General features: G+C 45.4%; 17 protein-coding genes. 5 read left to right on the top strand and 12 right to left on the bottom strand.

Annotation, left to right across the window (positions count from 1 at the left end):
* Nucleotides 1-55 precede the first annotated feature (55 nt).
* The 9 genes from mgsA to KNQ09_RS00335 all read right to left on the bottom strand — a co-directional run bounded on the left by mgsA (nucleotide 56) and on the right by KNQ09_RS00335 (nucleotide 9,916).
* On the bottom strand, nucleotides 56-490 hold the full coding sequence (gene mgsA, locus KNQ09_RS00375; protein ID WP_029340960.1) for a methylglyoxal synthase: 435 nt from the start codon (nucleotides 488-490) through the stop codon (nucleotides 56-58).
* A 67-nt stretch (nucleotides 491-557) separates the two neighbouring features.
* A complete protein-coding gene (locus tag KNQ09_RS00370; protein WP_133207917.1) occupies nucleotides 558-2,105 on the bottom strand; it encodes a fatty acid--CoA ligase family protein in 1,548 nt (515 codons plus the stop codon).
* 124 nt (nucleotides 2,106-2,229) lie between these two features.
* The gene (locus KNQ09_RS00365) at nucleotides 2,230-3,117 is read right to left on the bottom strand and encodes an SDR family oxidoreductase (RefSeq protein ID WP_050677163.1); all 888 of its coding nucleotides are present in this window, start codon (nucleotides 3,115-3,117) and stop codon (nucleotides 2,230-2,232) included.
* 50 nt (nucleotides 3,118-3,167) lie between these two features.
* Nucleotides 3,168-4,157, bottom strand: a complete 990-nt coding sequence (lplA, locus tag KNQ09_RS00360) for a lipoate--protein ligase (RefSeq protein ID WP_050677162.1) — start codon at nucleotides 4,155-4,157, stop codon at nucleotides 3,168-3,170.
* Between the two features lie 39 nt (nucleotides 4,158-4,196).
* Nucleotides 4,197-4,877 carry a DsbA family oxidoreductase gene (locus tag KNQ09_RS00355; protein WP_050677161.1) on the bottom strand — a complete coding sequence of 227 codons (681 nt, stop codon included), beginning with the start codon at nucleotides 4,875-4,877 and terminating at the stop codon, nucleotides 4,197-4,199.
* A gap of 145 nt (nucleotides 4,878-5,022) precedes the next feature.
* On the bottom strand, nucleotides 5,023-6,678 hold the full coding sequence (locus tag KNQ09_RS00350; protein ID WP_023467373.1) for a glycerol-3-phosphate dehydrogenase/oxidase: 1,656 nt from the start codon (nucleotides 6,676-6,678) through the stop codon (nucleotides 5,023-5,025).
* Nucleotides 6,679-6,811: 133 nt separating this feature from the next.
* Nucleotides 6,812-8,302 (bottom strand): glycerol kinase GlpK, encoded by a 1,491-nt coding sequence (gene glpK, locus KNQ09_RS00345; protein ID WP_214857027.1) that lies wholly within the window; start codon nucleotides 8,300-8,302, stop codon nucleotides 6,812-6,814.
* A gap of 30 nt (nucleotides 8,303-8,332) precedes the next feature.
* Complete coding sequence (locus tag KNQ09_RS00340) at nucleotides 8,333-9,157, bottom strand: MIP/aquaporin family protein (RefSeq protein WP_023467371.1); 825 nt, start codon at nucleotides 9,155-9,157, stop codon at nucleotides 8,333-8,335.
* A gap of 195 nt (nucleotides 9,158-9,352) precedes the next feature.
* On the bottom strand, nucleotides 9,353-9,916 hold the full coding sequence (locus KNQ09_RS00335; RefSeq protein ID WP_023467370.1) for a glycerol-3-phosphate responsive antiterminator: 564 nt from the start codon (nucleotides 9,914-9,916) through the stop codon (nucleotides 9,353-9,355).
* A 170-nt stretch (nucleotides 9,917-10,086) separates the two neighbouring features.
* Between KNQ09_RS00335 and KNQ09_RS00330 the strand changes: the two genes are divergently transcribed.
* A complete protein-coding gene (locus tag KNQ09_RS00330; RefSeq protein WP_064300371.1) occupies nucleotides 10,087-10,728 on the top strand; it encodes a YczE/YyaS/YitT family protein in 642 nt (213 codons plus the stop codon).
* 59 nt (nucleotides 10,729-10,787) lie between these two features.
* Here the strand turns inward: KNQ09_RS00330 and KNQ09_RS00325 are convergent, their stop codons facing one another.
* Nucleotides 10,788-11,531 (bottom strand): ABC transporter permease, encoded by a 744-nt coding sequence (locus KNQ09_RS00325; RefSeq protein ID WP_133207914.1) that lies wholly within the window; start codon nucleotides 11,529-11,531, stop codon nucleotides 10,788-10,790.
* The gene (locus KNQ09_RS00320; RefSeq protein ID WP_029340951.1) at nucleotides 11,509-12,426 is read right to left on the bottom strand and encodes an ABC transporter ATP-binding protein; all 918 of its coding nucleotides are present in this window, start codon (nucleotides 12,424-12,426) and stop codon (nucleotides 11,509-11,511) included. Before KNQ09_RS00320 ends, KNQ09_RS00325 begins: the two co-directional genes overlap by 23 nt.
* A 153-nt stretch (nucleotides 12,427-12,579) precedes the next feature.
* Here KNQ09_RS00320 and KNQ09_RS00315 point away from each other — a divergent pair, with 153 nt between their 5' ends.
* The 3 genes from KNQ09_RS00315 to KNQ09_RS00305 all read left to right on the top strand — a co-directional run bounded on the left by KNQ09_RS00315 (nucleotide 12,580) and on the right by KNQ09_RS00305 (nucleotide 16,212).
* Complete coding sequence (locus KNQ09_RS00315) at nucleotides 12,580-13,050, top strand: GNAT family N-acetyltransferase (RefSeq protein ID WP_214857026.1); 471 nt, start codon at nucleotides 12,580-12,582, stop codon at nucleotides 13,048-13,050.
* Between the two features lie 25 nt (nucleotides 13,051-13,075).
* Nucleotides 13,076-14,659 carry a diguanylate cyclase domain-containing protein gene (locus tag KNQ09_RS00310; protein ID WP_214857025.1) on the top strand — a complete coding sequence of 528 codons (1,584 nt, stop codon included), beginning with the start codon at nucleotides 13,076-13,078 and terminating at the stop codon, nucleotides 14,657-14,659.
* A gap of 86 nt (nucleotides 14,660-14,745) precedes the next feature.
* On the top strand, nucleotides 14,746-16,212 hold the full coding sequence (locus tag KNQ09_RS00305) for a glycoside hydrolase family 32 protein (protein WP_050677151.1): 1,467 nt from the start codon (nucleotides 14,746-14,748) through the stop codon (nucleotides 16,210-16,212).
* Nucleotides 16,213-16,259: 47 nt separating this feature from the next.
* On the opposite strand, the gene KNQ09_RS00300 is transcribed toward KNQ09_RS00305, so the two are convergent.
* On the bottom strand, nucleotides 16,260-16,757 hold the full coding sequence (locus KNQ09_RS00300; protein ID WP_214857024.1) for a GNAT family N-acetyltransferase: 498 nt from the start codon (nucleotides 16,755-16,757) through the stop codon (nucleotides 16,260-16,262).
* Between the two features lie 246 nt (nucleotides 16,758-17,003).
* Between KNQ09_RS00300 and KNQ09_RS00295 the strand changes: the two genes are divergently transcribed.
* Nucleotides 17,004-19,166, top strand: a complete 2,163-nt coding sequence (locus tag KNQ09_RS00295) for an ATP-dependent helicase (RefSeq protein ID WP_214857023.1) — start codon at nucleotides 17,004-17,006, stop codon at nucleotides 19,164-19,166.
* The last annotated feature ends 62 nt before the right edge of the window (nucleotides 19,167-19,228 follow it).

The raw sequence follows: 19,228 nt of genomic DNA, 5'->3' as shown, positions 1-19,228 counted from the left end.
ATCCTCAAACTGACTATAGCATGCTCAATCGAAAATGAGAAGCGTTCTCATGAAATTAATCGTCTAAAAACTTTTTTTGTTCCAGTTCATGACGTTTTCGGATGATTTCCTTCCAATCGAATTGTCCTTGTTCGAGTCCATTGATTAAAATTTCAGCAGTTCCGACATTCGTCGCAAGCGGCAGATCGTACACGTCACACAATCGAATGAGTGCGGAGACGTCCGGCTCATGCGGTTGTGCCGTCAGTGGATCCCGTAAAAAAATCACGATATCGATTTTCCCTTGTGCCACGAGGGCGCCGATTTCTTGATCCCCACCGAGTGGTCCAGATTTACAACGATGGACATGCAAGTCTGTTGCTTCCATGATCCGTTGTCCAGTCGTTCCTGTCGCATATAACGTATTTTTCTTAAAGAATGCGGCGTAAGCCCGTGTAAAGCCCATCATCTCATCTTTCTTTTCATCATGTGCGATCAATGCAATATTCATTCGTATCCCCTCCTTCTGGTCTATGCACAGAAAAAGAACTTCAGAAACCTGAAGTTCTTGATTCCACTCATGAGTTCGTCGGTTGTTTTTTCAACACGGTCCGTAAAATCTTTCCGGTCGTGTTACGAGGCAATTGCTCGATGAATTCAATCTGTGTCGGACATTTATATTTCGCGAGTGATGTGGCACAGAATGTCCGCGTTTCCTCTTCCGTCATCGTCTCACGGGCAACGACGAATGCTTTGACAGCTTCGCCCATCTCCTCGTCCGGTATGCCGATGACGGCGGCTTCAATGATATTCGGATGCTGATAGAGCACTTCCTCGACTTCACGCGGGTAGACGTTGTAACCACCAACGATGATCATATCTTTTTTACGATCGACGATATAGAAATAACCGTCTTCATCTCGACGAGCCAAATCACCCGTATATAACCAGCCATCGCGTAACGTCGCTTGCGATTCTTCCGGCATCTTGTAATAACCCGTCATGACGTTTGGTCCACGAACGATCAATTCTCCGACTTGACCATCTGGTAATTCTTGTCCCAGTTCATCGACGACTTTGTTTTCGACATCGACGATCGATGTACCAATCGAGCCTGGTTTCTGAACACCATTGACCGGATTGAAACAGGTAACGGGTGATGCTTCCGATAAACCATATCCTTCGAGGATACGACATTGGAATGTCCGATCAAATGCTTCAAGAAGCGGCACTGGGAGACTCGCTCCTCCTGAGACGAACAAACGTGTTGATTCAAAATAGGTCGCATATTCCGGATGGGCCTTCACAGTTTGAAGTAAGAAATTATACATCGTCGGAACTCCCGCAAAGATCGTCACCTGTTCTTTTTTCGCCAACTCAAACGTTTCTTGTGGTGAAAAACGTGAAGCAATGATGATTGACGCTCCATGTGCGAGTGAAGCATTGACGACGACCGTCAAACAAAAAACATGGAACATCGGTAATACGGCAAGTGTCCGATCGCTACTGGATACATGTAGATAATCCCCAATCGAGCGCGCATTCGACGTCAGATTACGATGGGACAACATCGCACCTTTTGGTTTTCCTGTCGTTCCACTCGTATAGAGAATGACAGCAATGTCGTCCAATTCATTCGTCACTTCTGTCAATGGATGTTCGATTTCGAGCCAGCGATCGAGCGTGATGAACGTAACTTGTTGATGCGTTTCGTTTGGTCCTTCCTGATCCGCGTAGGGAACAGAGACGACAATCTTGAGGTTCGGTAAATGAACGAGACGATCTTTTGCTGCTTCGACGAGCGGTGCAATACCTAAAATCCCCTTCACATCACCGTTCATCAGAATATACCCGATTTCATCCGGTGTATATGTAGGGTTGATCGGAATCGCGATTGCCCCTTGTTTCATGATGGCGTAATACGCCACTAGGAACGCTGGGCTATTTCCTAAAATCAGCGCGACATGATCACCCTTTTGAATCCCGTTCGCTTCGAGTGCGCCGGCTGCCCGGTGAAACTTCTCGACAAACTCACGATAGCTGACTTGCGTGTCCTCAAACACATACGCCGTTGAATCTGGATGTGTTCGAGCTGTTTCTTCGACGGATTGAATCAATCCAAGCATGAGCAAAATTCCCCTTTCGAATGAATGACTATTCATTTTTTACGTAAAAAAAATCCATACGTAGTCAAAAGCGACCGTATGGATAGTGTAACACTTTTTGGAAACGTTTTCACCGAGTTTCTTTTTAACCGTTGACGATGACGCCACCGTTTAAGTGAAGGACTTGTCCTGTCATATAACTTGAATCGTTACACGCTAAGAATACATACGCAGATGCCATCTCAGCCGGTTGCCCTGGGCGATCCATCGGTGTATTTTTCCCGAATGTCTTGACCGACTCATGCGGGAACGTTTCCGTGATGAGCGGCGTCCAGATCGGACCCGGTGCGACGGCATTAACACGAATTCCTTCCTTCGCTAAGTTCATCGAAAGACTTCGTGTGAAGCTGACGATTGCTCCCTTAGTAGCAGAATAATCGATCAGTAACGCATTTCCTTCGTATGCCGTTGAAGATGTCGTATTGATGATGGCAGAACCGAGTGAAAGATGCGGTAAGGCAGCACGGGCAAGACGCATCATTCCGAAGATATTCGTCTTGAACGTCTTTTCCATCGACTCGTCTGTAATATCCTTCAGACTATCTTCTGGTTTTTGCATACTCGCATTGTTGACGATGATATCTAAGCGACCGAAACGATCGATTGTTTTTTGGACCAGTGTTTCACAGTAATCCGCATCTCCGATATCTCCTTTAGAAAGTAGGACTTCGCCTCCTAATTCTTCAAGACGTGCTTTTGTTTCTTCCGCTCCTTCTTGATCACCGTAGAAGGCGATGACGACTTTTGCTCCTTCACGGACATAAGCAATCGAGACAGCACGCCCGATCCCAGAGTTGCCGCCTGTGACGATCGCGACTTTCCCTTCCAATTTTCCTGCTGCCTTATAATCATCACGTTCATAATATGGTAACGGCTGTGCGTCCTCCGTCTTTGGTAATTGTTCTGAAATCCGTTCAAAATCGATAAAGTCCGTTAACGAACCTTCTAAAAAGTTATCTTTATTATAGCCCATGAAAAAAACTCCCCCTATGCAGTTGATAGAAGGAGTTTTCCCATAAAGACTTACGCTAAAACGTCTAGCACTTCATCTAGTTCGACAGCGCCGAAGTATTTTTTCAATTCGTAACGACCGAGCACTTCGCGAAGAGACGCGCGATCATAGCGTGAACCTTCGAGCGCCCGCGCGATTTCCTCTGCATCCTCGACGCCAAAGAAGTCGCCATAAATCTTCGCTTCTTCGATGATGCCTTTTTTGACGTTCAGCCGGAAATCAATCGTACCGATCGGGAAGCGTTTTTTATGGATAACATCGAATTTCGGCGATTTTCCGAAGTTCCATTCCCAGTTGCCATAACGTTCTGCCGAGATAGCACGCACTTTATCCCAGTCTTCTTCTGTTAAGATATACCGTTCAATCTCTTTTCCTTCATAGATCGAGGCAAGGAGATGATCGACGAATTGTTCCATCGTCAATGGTTCTGTCAGGAATTCTGAAATGTTTGCAACCCGGCTCCGAACTGATTTAATACCTTTTGAACGCATCTTCTCTTCGCTGACGACAAGCGCATTGACGACTTCTTCGATGTTCGAATCAAGCATCAGCGTACCATGACTAAACATCCGTCCTTTTGTCGTAAACTGGGCATTCCCACTGATTTTCCGGCTTCCGACATGAATATCGTTTCGTCCGGATAACTCCGCTTCGACACCGAGTTTATGCAGTGCTTGTACGACCGGCTCCGTGAACTTTTTATAGTTGTTGAACGAATCGCCGTCATCTTTTGTCAAGAAACTGAAGTTCAAGTTTCCTTCGTCATGATAAACTGCGCCACCGCCAGAAAGACGACGGACGACGTGGATACCGTTTTCTTCGACATATTTCAAATTGACTTCTTCATTCGTGTTCTGGTTTTTTCCGACGATGATCGACGGACCATTGATATAAAACAAGAAATAGTCTTCTTCATTAACGTTCAGGTTGTTCAAGATGAATTCTTCGACAGCGAGATTGATTCGCGCATCGCGAATCTCAGGATGGAAGATGAATTTCATAAGGGTTTCGTGCTCCTTTGTGATGGAATCATAATGTGATCAGTTACAACCGTCGACACCACATGCGTCACCTTCAGCGATGACTTCAAGTGTTTGTTCTTGACGCATCTTAGCGAAGACTTGTTCGAAGGCTTCCACTGGTTGTGCGCCAGAAATGGCATATTTCCGGTCAAAGACGAAGAACGGTACACCACGGACACCCAGTTGTTGTGCCATCGCTTCTTCTTCTCGAACATCCGTCGCCAGTTCTTCTGACGCGAGAAACGCTTTGACATCTGCCTCATCAAGTCCTGCTTCTACTGCGATTCGTGTCAGAATGGCTTGGTCATTCAAATCTTCTCCATTCATGAAGTACGCTGTGAACAGTGCTTCTGATACTGCATTCATCTTACCATGTTTTTTTGCGAATTGAGTCAGGCGATGAGCCTCGAATGTATTGGCTGGAATGACACGATCCATCTCATAGTGCAATCCTTCTTGACGTGCTGTATCGACGACACCTTGCGACATATTCCGTGCTTGTTCGAGAGTCGTTCCATATTTTGACGCAAGAATTTCGTATAACCCTTGCGTCGGCACTGCCGGTGCATTTGGATCAAGTTCAAAACTCTTGAATTCGACCTCGACATCTAACTTTTCATTCGCAATTGCTTGTTCTAAACGACGCTTCCCAATATAACAAAATGGACATGCGTAATCCGACCATACTTCTACTTTCATCTGTGTTCTCTCCTTTTGTGTAATTTCATACATTAAGCATAGTCGCCTCTAGACAGAGTTGCAATCTTTCCGCCCGCGCCAATACGAATATGCAAAAAAGGAATCAAGATCATATTGATCTTGATTCCTTGATGAGTTAGAGAGCTTATTCTGTCACGAGTGCATGTGCTGCATCTTCGATTTCGATATCGAGTTCTTTCGTATAAGCATCTGTTTGTTCTGCTGTCCAGTTCAAGACAGATTTCATTTCTTCGATGACGGCATCTTTGTGCGCACGAGCCCAAGCGATGTCGAAGAAGACAGCACCTGTACGGCGGATGAAGAAGTCGATTGGACGAGCGACCATTTCATGTTCGATACTGTAATGGAGTTGTGCATAGACAGAACGTGGAAGAGCTGTCGTTGCTGCATCGAATGCTGCTGCATATTCCAGTACTTTCGGTAAGTTCGAACCGTAGCGTTTTGCTAGGAATTGAACTTCTTCTGTCGTTAGACCGTTCGTTGCTGTTTGAGCTTTTAAGAATTCAGCAAATCCTTTTGCTCCGCCGACGTGTCCACCAGACATTGGCATGTTTTTCGTCGAGCAACGTGCGTACGCGACGTTTTCTTCTTTTTTCAAGAGTTTAGCGACGAGATCAACGACGTGCTCACCCATTTTACGGTATCCAGTCAATTTCCCACCAGCAATCGTGATGAGACCTGACTCAGACTGCCATACTTCATCTTTACGTGAAATTTCAGAAGGATCTTTTCCTTCTTCATAAATCAATGGACGTACGCCAGCCCAGCTTGATTCTACGTCTTCTGCTGTCACTTTAACCTCTGGGAACATATAGTGAATCGCGTCTAGGACGTAGTCCTGGTCTTCGACTGTGAATTTCGGATGTGCAGTATCTTTATCGAAGAACGTATCTGTCGTACCAACGTATGCTTTTCCATCACGCGGAATCGCGAAGATCATCCGACCGTCTGGTGTATCGAAGTAGACTGCTTGTTTGAGTGGGAATTTCGATTGATCGATGACGACGTGGACGCCTTTTGTCAAACGAAGTTGTTTCCCGACTTTAGAACCATCTTTTTCACGTAATTCATCAACCCATGGACCTGTCGCATTGACGACTTTTTTCGCACGGATTTCATGTACGTCACCTGTCAAGAGGTCCGTCACACGCATGCCGACGACTTTTCCAGCATCGTAGATGATTTCTTCTGCTTTTGTATAGTTGACGACACGTGCACCGTGTTCGACCGCTTCTTTCATGACTTCAATCGTTAGACGAGCGTCATCTGTACGGTACTCGACGTAGTAACCGCCACCTTTGAGACCTTGTTGTTTGACGAGTGGTTCTTTCGCTAATGTTTCTTTCGCAGATAGCATCGTACGCCATTCAGAACGTTTAACACCTGCTAAGAAGTCATAAACACGAAGACCGATTGACGTACTGAACGGTCCGAACGTACCGCCTTTATGCATTGGAAGCAACATCCACTCTGGTGTCGTGACGTGTGGTCCGTTTTCGTAAACGATCGCACGTTCTTTACCGACTTCAGCGACCATCTGAACTTCGAATTGTTTTAAATAACGTAGACCACCATGGACTAATTTCGTTGAACGACTAGACGTACCGGACGCGAAATCCTGCATTTCGACGAGGCCAATCTTCATACCGCGTGACGCTGCATCGAGGGCGATCCCCGCACCTGTGATCCCGCCACCTACGACGAGTAGATCGAGTTCTTCACGTGTTAATCGATTATAGACATCTGCACGGTTTTTGCTTGAGAATGGTTGGTTAGCCATGAATAGTTCCTCCTGTTTAGGTTCGAAAAAAAAGAGACCACAACAAACATGCTGACTATGTCAACTGTTGCTGTGGTCTCTCCATATTCTCCGACCGATTTATTAACTTGACCTTACTATAACATACCTCACATCATTTGAACAACATCGTAGCTTGAACAGCTTTTTGCCATCCACCGTAGAGCGCATCCGTCTCTTCTTTTGCCATACTCGGCTCGAAACGACGTTCTTTTTTCCATTGCGTCGCAATTTGTTCACGGTTCTCAAAGAATCCAACAGCAAGACCTGCGAGGTACGCTGCACCTAACGCCGTCGTTTCATTGATTTCCGGACGCTCAACTGGTGCTTGGATGATGTCACCTTGGAACTGCATCAAGAAGTCGTTCTTAACCGCTCCACCATCAACGCGAAGCGTCTTCATCTCGATCCCTGAATCTTGCTCCATCGCAGATAGGACGTCGCGTGTCTGATAAGCGAGTGATTCAAGTGTCGCGCGGATGAAATGTTCTTTTTCCGTACCACGTGTCAAACCGAAGACGGCACCACGAACGTCTGAATCCCAGTAAGGTGTACCGAGACCAACGAATGCCGGTACGACGTAGACACCGTCTGAAGACGTGACGCGTGTTGCGTAGCCTTCTGATTCTTTGGCATCATCAATGAGACGTAAGCCGTCACGTAGCCATTGAATCGCAGAACCTGCGACGAAGATACTTCCTTCTAAAGCATATTCTACTTTTCCATCAACGCCCCACGCGATCGTCGTCAGCAATCCGTGATCTGATTTAACAGCCTCTTCCCCTGTATTCATCAACATGAAGCAGCCTGTACCGTACGTGTTCTTCGCCATTCCAGTATCAAAACACGCTTGACCAAACAATGCGGCTTGCTGATCGCCAGCTGCTCCAGCAATCGGAACCGCTTCTCCGAAGAAGTGATACCCTGCTGTCTCTGCATACACTTCAGAAGATGGTCGTACTTCCGGAAGCATGGCTTTTGGGACATCTAAGATATCGAGTAACTCGTCATCCCATTTTAATTCATGAATGTTATACATCAACGTACGACTTGCATTCGAATAGTCGGTCACATGTGCTTTTCCGCCGGATAATTTCCAGATGAGCCACGTATCGATCGTACCGAACAATAGTTCACCACGTTCAGCACGTTCCCGTGCTCCTTCGACATGATCTAAAATCCATTTGACTTTCGTACCAGAGAAATAAGCGTCAATCAATAGACCTGTCTTCTCACGGAAGAGCTCAGCATGACCGGCTGCTCGAAGCGCTTCACAGATTTCAGCCGTTTGTCTCGATTGCCACACGACTGCATTGTGAATCGGTTTCCCTGTTTCTTTTTCCCAGACGACAGCTGTTTCACGTTGGTTCGTGATCCCAATACCAGCAATCTGCGATGGCTTTACGTTCGCCTCCGTCAGACAAGTCGCCACGACCGCAAGGACACTTCCCCAAATCTCGTTTGCGTTGTGTTCGACCCAACCTGGTTTCGGAAAATACTGCGTGAATTCCTGTTGCGCTGAATGAACGATCTCGCCGGCACGATTAAACAGGATCGCACGTGTACTCGTCGTTCCCTGATCCAATGACAAAATGTAGTTCTCCATCTCTTCCCCATCCTTTTGTATCTAAATAAGTTAAGCTGACTTTGACTCCACTGACGTTGTTTTGTTCGGACGAACACCGAATCTATAGCATAAGCCTAATATGACGATTGTCACAAGTCCTACAATCCAAAAAGCCGGTGTATCTTTTCCTGTGAAGACCGAACGATAAAACAATCCGCCAAGACTTCCACCGAGAACTGGTCCGAGAACCGGAATCCATGAGTATCCCCAGTTCGATGATCCTTTCCCGTGAATCGGTAAGATGAAGTGAGCGATACGTGGACCAAGGTCCCGCGCCGGATTCATCGCATATCCTGTCGTGCCTCCGAATGACATACCGAGGCTGACGATCAAGAAACCGACGATCAATGGATTCAGACCATCGGAGAACTTATTCGCTCCGATCGACAATAACCCGATGACAAGTAAGAATGTCGCAATCATTTCACTCATTAGATTGGCAAATGTATGTGGAATCGCTGGTGACGTCGCAAAGACGCCGAGTTTCGTTGCTGGGTCTTTCGTCTCCGCCCAGTGTGGTAAGTAATGGACGAAAACAAGACTTGCACCAAGTATCCCGCCGGCAATTTGAGCGACGATATAGCCTGGTACGTCCGCCCATGCAAATGAACCGTCAAAGGCTAAACCAAGCGTTACTGCTGGGTTAAGGTGTGCTCCACTGAATTGACCGACGGCATACGCTGCAATCGCCACGGCAAAACCCCACGCAAACGTGATGACGATCCAACCTGCATCCTTCGCAAACGATTTCGTCAAACTAACGCCTGCACCAACACCGTTCCCAAGCGCGACAAGCAAAGCTGTGCCTAAAAATTCCGCTAAAATGGGTGACATATGTGTTCCTCCTTTTGGTTATGTGAAAAAAGCAACATAAAAAGGAGATCCACGTCAGTTCATACTTGAATGTTCTTCAAGCAGGACTCACACGTGAATCTCCCTTTTCTCCGTCACTTTGTATCAACTTGATATCACTATAACAATCAGTGAAAACGCTGTCAAACAATCCGAATGATTTTCATCACAATCCGGTTAGGAGCGTGGTTCAAAATGACGCCACAAGTCCTTATTCGATGTTGTGATACTTGAGGCACCTGCTTCAATTGCTTGTTCCACTTCCTCGACCGTATCGATGAGTCCACCAGCGAATACGAGACGCCCCGTCTTTTCTTTCACTTCTTGAATGTACTTTGGCATTAATCCAGGTAACACCTCGATGTAATCAGGTTGCGTCCGTTCCATGAGTTGATAACTTTTTTCGAGTGAACTCGAATCGAGTAAGAACATGCGTTGCATCGTCTTGACCTTTTTTTGACGTGCTTTCAAGATGACGCTCGCCTTCGTCGAAATGACACCATACGGCTTTAATTCTTGGCAGACGTATTCCGTGGCGTATTCATCATTTTTTAATCCTTGAACGAGATCCATGTGCAAAAACATTTTTTTGTCGTAACGATGCGCCATCTCATAGACTGCTTTTAAGCGCGATACGTGCATTTCGAGTAAGACCCCATATTCATATGGACTCTTCAGCATCTTTTCAAAGTCTTCTAATTTTCTAACGGAAGGCAGGATCTTCTGTCCAAAATATGTCATATGTTCTCCCCCTGATTCGTAATGTGTCCTAAGTATGTCGTGAAACAGGAGGAATAGGCAATGCTCTTTTCATGAAAATAAGTGAAAAGAGCGCTACGATTAGGGTATAGCTTAACGAAACGATTTCTTTTCAGGAGGTGAACGCGCAGTCCTACCGTCTGTGCACGTCAATGAGTCAGCAAAAACGGATTGTCATCTATTTATTCTCTATTTTAATTAACGCCTTAGGAAACAGCTTCATGGTGACCGCCTCGATCGGGAGTGCACCTTGGACTTCAGCGAGTGAAGCCGTCGCGGCCATCTCACCTTTAACTGTCGGACTAGCGATCATCGTCTTACATGTGCTTGCTTTGATTGCAGCACTTTCTCTCGGGAGTCGATTTAGTTGGTGGACGATTGTTCTCAGTTTTGCACTCGTCGTCCTTTTCGGCGCCGCGATTGATTTCTTCTTATCCATCCATCAATTGATTTACACACCACAGGGACTTTGGATGCGCGCCGTGTACATGTTGATCGGTATGCCATTGATTTCACTTGGACTCGCCCTCTATCTCCAAATCGGATTCGTATTGATGCCACCGGATTACTTGATGAAGTCACTGATCAGCCGCTTTAAAAGTACATCACTCGGAGCAACGATCAGCCTCGGTATTCCTTTTTTGATTGCTTGCCTCTTTTCACTGATTGAACGCGAACTGATCGGCATCGGAGTCGGAACTTTCATTTTCCTCTTATTGAACGGTCCACTGATCGAATGGTTTCAGCGATTGTTCCCGATTACGGCACGTCCACCTAAACGGACAAGTTCTTGAATACTGTAAAAGAGCTGCTATTGATAGACAAATTCATCTATCAATAGCAGCTCTTTCATTTACGTATATGATTTTCTTTGGAAGACAAGAATCGATGCACCTAACAAGACGATGATATGAGCCAATACGAACAAGGCGGAGAACGTCAAAGTTGTTCCCATCGCTTCACTCGTACCATAGGTCATAGAATCCTTGAAATACATTGACCAGTCTAAATGCATGAATACGATCCACTTAGCGATTGCTGGTTTGAAACCAACCAGTAAGTTACCCGCAATGCTCGTAAAGAACTGAGCTAGTACGGTGAAGCCGATGATCATTCCAACAGAACGGAACAACAATGAGAAGAATAACGTCATGAATATTGTAAAAATCGGACTGACAACTTCGACGATCGTATCGCGGAACAGAATTGGATCTCCTGCCTCTGAAAACGCAAATGAGCCTGCGTAGACGATCGCAGCGATGAACACGAATTGGAGCAACATGATCAAGATCGAAAAAATAAGTTTCGAGAAATAAATCGTCATTCGTGAATACGGACTCATTAATAAGTGTTTCATCGTGTCATAACGTACTTCATTCCCGATGGCTTCTGCCGTGAAGACAATCGTGATGATTCCTAATAGAGATGTCAGTAAAAGGAACGTTAATGAATAATAATCATAACGTGTGAACTCAAAATCATTCGTCTTTGCAATGATGATAATACCAACTGCAATAACGACATATAGTGCTAAGACAATCTTCGCTTTTTTAGTCGTCCACCATTTCATCCATTCATTTTGTATGAGCGAAAGCATGTGAATCCCCCTCTTTTTTCGTTACTTGCAGGAATTGTTCCTCGAGCGTCAAACGTTTAACGGTCAGTTCATGTAAATCGGCAATCGGCACGACGAGTCGAGCGATAGCTGGACATTCACTTTCCGGTGCGGTGATAATGATCTTATTCTCGAGTACTTCTGATGGGTAGTTTGCGACGCGAAGGGCATCGAGTACATCTGTCATCGCTTCCGCATTGACACGAAGAGCGATTTTCGCTCCGGTTTCATTACGAACGGACTCGACCGACTTGATGACACCCTGATCGATGATCGCGTAACGATCACTGATTTGTTCCATCTCACTCAACATGTGGCTTGAAATTAAAATCGCGATATCTTGCTCACGCGCCATTTGGCGTAAATATTCACGAAGCTCTGCAATTCCGGATGGATCCAGACCATTCGTCGGTTCATCTAAAATCAAGACGCGCGGGTTATGTAGCAAGGCACGAGCAATTCCGAGTCGTTGCTTCATTCCGAGTGAGTACTCTCCGACTTTTTTTGAAAGCTTTCCTTCGAGACCGACGAGTCGTGCTAGTGCATCATAATCCACTTGACCGAGTCCCGGAATGAGATTTTTTGCATGAACTAAGTTTTGTTTTCCTGTCAGATAAGGATAAAACGCTGGATTTTCCACGATTGCTCCGATTTGCGTCAGCGCTTTCGAACGCTCTTCTACGACATCAAATCCATTGACTGTGACTTTCCCTGCATCCTGCTCGAGTAGTCCCGTGATGATCCGAATCGTCGTCGTCTTCCCTGCTCCATTCGGTCCGAGGAAGCCGAACACTTCTCCTGGGGATACCTCAAAACTGACGTCTTTTAAAATTTGCTCTTTCCCGAGACGCTTTGAGATATTTTCAATCTTTAACATCTGCTCTTCCTCCTCATTCATATTTTGTCTATGCTATTAGTGTACGTGATTTTAAAGGATAAGTTTCATTTCTTACAAATATGTAATCTGATTCCAATTAAAAAGGCGTAACAACAGAAATTTTATATTAAAAATAAAGACTGGAGTCGCTAGATGATTCGCTTTGAACGAGTAACACATGATCACTTTCCGATCATCCAATCGTTGTACGCGAGCGTTCCTGAATATGCGCTCTTAGAAGAACGAGTGCTTCCGCTCTCTGATTCGACCTTACAGGAAGAGTTTTTAAATCCCGATACCGTATCGCTGATTGGGTATGTGGACGGAGAACCCGTCTTACTGATTGACTACCTACCGAAGCATCCAAAAGACGGTACACCTTGGATCGGTTTATTCTTAATGGATGCTTCTCAACACGGTACGGGAATTAGCAGTCGGTTACTATCCGCTTTTTGTGATCGATTCCTAAGTCAGGAACCTCACATTCATCTCGCGGTCTTACCTGATAATTTAAGAGCCCGTCTTTTTTGGGAAAAACACGATTTCCGATACGCGCGAACGAGTTTCTCGAACCGCGAACAACTCGTAGACGTCTACGTGTATGATGTAAGTAAAAACAAATGAAAACGTATGAATGGAGTATCACACAATGTCCAAACCCTCACTTCGCTTTGATGTTTTGTTAGCGGGATTGATTTCCCTGCTATTTTTTAGCATGACGCTCGGATTAACTTTCTTCATTAGTCAACATGCAACAAACCGACTCCAATCGGAAGTCGGGATGAATCTGTCAACGACCGCTCACCAACTATCTGATAAGCTTGATCATTACATGTGGTCACGTTATGCCGAAGTAAAATTGCTGGGTTCCTTATCAACGATTCAACAAACAGAACAAAAAACAGAAACGCGACGGACACTCGAAGAGTTACAACGGCAGATTCCTGACTTTTCTTGGATTGGTCGATTAGATGCGAAAGGTAACGTCGTTGCGTCAACGAATCAGATTCTGGAAGGAACGTCGATCAAGGAACGTCCCGTCTTCCAACAAGCCTTATCACAACCATTCATCGGGGATGTCCATGAAGCTGTCCTACTCGCAAAATTATTGCCGAACCCAAGCGGTGAACCGTTACAGTTCGTCGATATTAGTACACCTTTGTATGATAAGGGTCGATTTTCTGGTGTCCTTGCGACACATCTCAGCTTCGAATGGGCAAAAGCGATCGAACAAAGTTTTCAGAGCGCCACGTCCTCTCTCCAACAAGTCGATGTCTTCATCATTAGTCAAGATCGAAAAACGATTTTACTTGGACCAAGCGGATGGAGCGGTAAAACATTACCCGATAGCGTAACGCTGACTTCGAATGCTTCTGCGACCGCTTCCTGGCAAGGGAAAGAATTTGTCTCTGGTCAAAGCACAAGCCGAGGTTACAAGGATTACGATGGCTTAGGTTGGACGGTTCTCGTACGTCAACCGACTTCGATTGCGTTCGCTGATGCCGATGCTTTACGTCAAACGATTTTCATCGCTGGTTTGATTGCCTCTTTCGTTACAGCCGTACTTGGCTGGATGTTAGCGAAGCTATTGACACGACCATTATTAAAAATCACACATGCCGCCCAACAGATGCAGGATGATCCATCAAAATCACTCCCGAATCATCGTGGAATCCGAGAAATCGAGACACTGACGGATGCCTTACAACGACTGATTCATCGCTTGCTACATACCGAACAAGAGAAAATAACGTTTGAACGCTTGTCACAACGCGATAGCCTGACTGGTCTCGCGAACCGCAACGGTCTCGCTCAATACATCGAACAATTGCCTGCAGAAACGCATTCTATCTATCTTTGCCTTGATTTAGACGGCTTTAAATCAGTCAATGATACGTATGGTCACGCGCTAGGTGATCTCCTGCTGATCGAAGTCAGTCAACGTCTCGAACAATTGCTTCCACCGGGTGGATTCGTGGCTCGTCTGGGCGGCGATGAGTTCATCATCGTCTTGACGACTCAATCCTTAACAGAGGCACGATATTTAGGTGAACAATGGATCGCTCACGTCTCGATGCCGTATCACTTAGAAGAACAAACCGTCCACATCGGGATGAGTATCGGAGTCGCCGAACAGGTGACAGGAGAATCACTCGAACAAGTCATGCATCATGCTGATTTAGCGCTCTATCGTTCGAAGCAAAACGGCAGAGGATGTATGTCCGTTCATTGACCATTCAGGACGGAGGATTGACAAGCGCTGCTCTCCTCCGTAAGGTGAACGAGAAGCGTATAATTTTTCAACGAGGAGCTGTCAACATGAATCAATGGACACGTGAAGCACGATACCGTCCCCTCTCGGATGTCGATCCGAGCGTCTACCAAGCGATGAAGGAAGAAGTTCGCACATCTCCTTGGCGATTTTCTTACCATATCCAACCTCCGACCGGACTTTTGAATGATCCGAACGGTTTCGTCTATCATGATGGTCTCTATCATTTGTTTTATCAATGGTTTCCACTCGGACCCGTACACGGGCTGAAGTACTGGTATCACATGACATCAAAAGATCTTGTACATTGGTTCGATGAAGGAGCCGCCTTGATCCCGAATGACGATCCTGATTCGCACGGTGCTTATTCCGGTAGTGGTTTCATTAAAGATGATCAAGTGCACATCATGTACACCGGTAATAAACGGGATGCGGATTGGAATCGCCATACGAGCCAAATCGTCGGTCATCTCCGCTCGGATGGACGAATCGAAAAACATTTACCACCTGCTATCCCAAACGTTCCTGAAGGATATACGGAACATTTCCGTGATCCGAAAGTCTTCCAAGATGCATCGGGCATCTGGTACTGCATCATTGGTGCACAGCGCATTGACTTGACGGGTTGTACTGTCATCTATCAGTCTCAAGATGCAGAGCACTGGACATTCCTCGGTGAGTTACAGACGAACTACCCGACATTCGGTTATATGTGGGAATGTCCTGATTATTTCGAGCTTGATGGAAAAGGCGTCCTCCTCTTTAGTCCTCAAGGGATTGAACCGGATGGTACGAACTATCAAAATATTTTCCAGTCCGGTTACCTCATCGGTGAACCGTTAGCTTTACCCGACTTAACATTCACACATGAACCGTTCCAAGAACTCGATTTCGGATTTGACTTCTATGCGCCACAAACAACTGAGGCGGAAGATGGTCGGCGGATTCTCGTTGGTTGGATGGGTTTACCGGACATCAGTTATCCTTCTGACATCTATAACTGGGCACATGCTTTGACATTGCCACGTGAATTAACGATCGAACAGGGACGACTTCGTCAACGACCTGTCCGTGAACTGACACAGCTACGAAAAGAGACGCTGTTTGACGAAACGATTCTTTTCGAGCAAGATGTGACAATTGCGGAAGCCGAGATTTTCGAGCTCGTGATGACAGACTTGAAGCTGACGTCGGACTCGTTCCGCTTCTCGATTCGTCAAGACGCTACAGAAGAGACGGTATTCCACTACGATGCTGTATCACGTCAATTTACAATCGATCGAAGCCGTTCAGGTGCGGAAGTCCCTGCTGAATCATTCGGCACTTCGCGATCGACGATTCTTGCGAAGGACTTGCATACATTACGTTTGTTCGTGGATCGTTCTTCGTTTGAACTTTTCCTGAATGACGGAGAAGCCGTTGCATCTGGACGGATTTTCCCGAAAACATCCAGTCGAGGGATTGCCTTCTCTGGTGAAGCAGGTGCGCATCTCTCACTCTACGATTTATCTTAAATAAAAAAGCATTTTCCTGAATAGAATCAGGAAAATGCTTTTTTACTTCATTGTTTTAATCGAGATTCTTTTTCTAGATCAAATGCAAGGATGTGTTGCTCCCCAATCGGACCCATGACGGACTGTAACGTATCGACGTATCCCGTCTTGAAGTACAGTGATTTTGCAGCAATATTCTTTTTGTTGACCGCTAGTGTGATCGCTGTGACTTCCGGAAAATGATGATGCACGAACTCTGGCAACTGCATCATTGCCTCTTTCGCATATCCTTGGTGCTGATGGCGTGCATCAATGGAAAAGGCACGTAATAGGACACTTTGTTCATGTGTTCGATGTGTTTTAGGGGGATTAAGATGAAGAATAAAAAATCCGACGACTGAATCGTCTTTTTTGATGACAACCGGGAATTTATCTGGATGGGCAACCGCATCTGTGACGACATCCGTCGGAAAAGAAGTAAACTGGACTTGTTCTTCCGGAAGAATGAACGCATCACATTGTTCATAATGTTCATTCGTATACATGTGTAATTTCACTACAGACATTCTCATTCCGCCTTCCCTCTTTGTACAGGACAAGAGAGTACTCTCTTACATCTATTCCCATTTTAATGTTTTTGTGTCCATTTGCCTAGTCTTTTAGGGTGCTCGTCTTACATAACATCCAATAGGCTCTTGTCTCTTTATTCCACGGTTCTTCTTTCCGTAATCCAATCCTGACACTAAAAATGATACACTAGGGAAAGTTCGATTATTGGACGAGAAATAAATACGCTCGAGGTGAACTGTATCATGCATGAAGATTTTTTCGAACAGATGGAGCGATTGACCGGCATTCAACTGAATCCTGTCCAACAACAGGCAATCGAACATGACCATGGTCCGTTGCTGTTACTCGCCTCACCCGGCTCTGGAAAAACAACGACGCTTAATTTTAAGATTGCCTATTTGATTTTACAAAAAAAGATCGAACCACATCGTATTTTAGGGCTGACCTTCAGTAAGGCTGCAGCTCGTGAGATGGCGGATCGTTTTTATCATCTATTTCACGAATTAATTGGAACGACAGCGGCATTCTCGACGATTCATAGCTTTGCTTTTCAAGTCGTTCGGGATCATACATCCCAGCAACGTCTCTCCTATACGATCATTGAGGGACCAATGGATCAACAACATCCGAATGCGCCACATAAACGTATGTTACTCCGGCGTATTTTCCAGGAAATTAATCGGAGTGTCATTACCGATGACCAGATGGATGAGTTATTACGAATGATTTCCTTCGTCAAGAACCGTCTCCTTTCTTTAAAGGAAATCAAGGCAGTACCGACGACGATCAAACATTTCCCTGATATCTATGTGGCATATGAACAATTTAAGTCGCGTGATCCCTTACATCCGTTACTCGACTTTGATGATATGTTGACGTATGCGAATACGATTCTTGAGCAAGACCGTCGTCTGTTGCAACATTATCAGCGTCGCTTCGACTACATCTTAACAGATGAGAGTCAGGATACGTCACTCGTCCAGCATCAATTGGTCGAGAAGTTAGCCTTACCACACAACCGTCTATGTGTTGTCGCGGATGATGACCAAACACTTTACAGTTGGCGTGGTGCAGATGCTTCGAAAATCCTCCATTTCAAGGATACGTATCCGAATGCGACAATTCTTTACATGGAGCAAAATTATCGTTCGTCTCAAGACATCGTATCAGTCGCGAACCAATTCATTCAGCGCAATAAAGCACGCTATCCGAAACAGATGTTTACGGAGAACGCCTCGGTTCGTCCGATCATCTTAGAGACGTTACCAACTTACGAGGATCAGACCCGCTATCTGTTGAATCAACTACGGACAGAGACGAATTATCGTGAAGTAGCCATCTTATATCGCAACAATGCTTCTTCGATCAATGTGATGAATGCTTTGGATCAAGCAAATATTCCATTTTATATTAAGGATGTCGATCATAAATTCTTCAGTCATTGGATTTTGAAGGATATCTTAAACTTCATGACATTCGCACAAGATCCGACAGATATCGATGTGTTAGCAACTATCCATACGAAATTCGCCGGGTATATCTCAAAAGCGCAAATGGCTCAATTGCAACAGTTCGGTACGGGTGAATCTCTATTTGATCTACTCATAAACAAAATCGAGATGAAGTTTTATCAAAAGAAACAACTTCAACAAATGAAGCGCACGTTCGCTTCCATTCAGACCGTTCGACCATCTGCTGCCCTCTCTCTGATTCGTCATGAACTGGGCTACGAAAAGAATTTGCGGAAAATGAGTGAGAGCCTCGGTTTTAGTCTCGATCACCTGCTTGAAACATTGAATACGATTGATAACATCGCAAGTGATGTACCGACACTACTCGCCTTTCGTGAACGGATCACGCATCTCGAACAATTGATGCGTGATGCGAAACAAAATAAAAATCAAAATGCGGTCACCCTTTCGACCTTTCACAGTGCGAAGGGACTTGAATTCGATCGCGTCTTCATGATTGATCTCGTTTCTGGGATTCTTCCATCGGCTGATACGATCAAGGCGTACAAGAATGGACAACTCGATGATATGGAAGAAGCTGCACGTTTGTTTTACGTCGGCATGACACGGGCGCGACACGAACTACATCTCCTGTCCTATCGTTTTAAATCGAAATCATTTGATGTCTCGCCATTCGTCGAAGACGTCCATCGCCTCGTCACGCCTGACGCTGCAAAACGAAAAGTAGAACGCCAGCGCCCTGCTATTGCAGCGCGAGCTAGCGTTCCTCCACTTCCGATCACTGAGAACATGCGTGTCTCGCATACAGCATTTGGTCCCGGAACCGTTTTGCACCTGGTTGACGACGTGCTAGAAATTTCATTTGATCAAGGAATGAAAAAACAGCTTTCGTTACAAGTCTGCTCTGAAAATGCATTACTCGAAATTTTATGATTTAAAAAAGGAGCTGACTCAAAAAAAAGAATGACTCGTCTTTCCACGCCCTTTCCTCAGGC

This window comes from Exiguobacterium sp. s191 (genome assembly GCF_018618955.1).
Classification (GTDB): domain Bacteria; phylum Bacillota; class Bacilli; order Exiguobacteriales; family Exiguobacteriaceae; genus Exiguobacterium_A; species Exiguobacterium_A abrahamii.
This window is presented reverse-complemented; position numbering and strand designations above follow the sequence as displayed.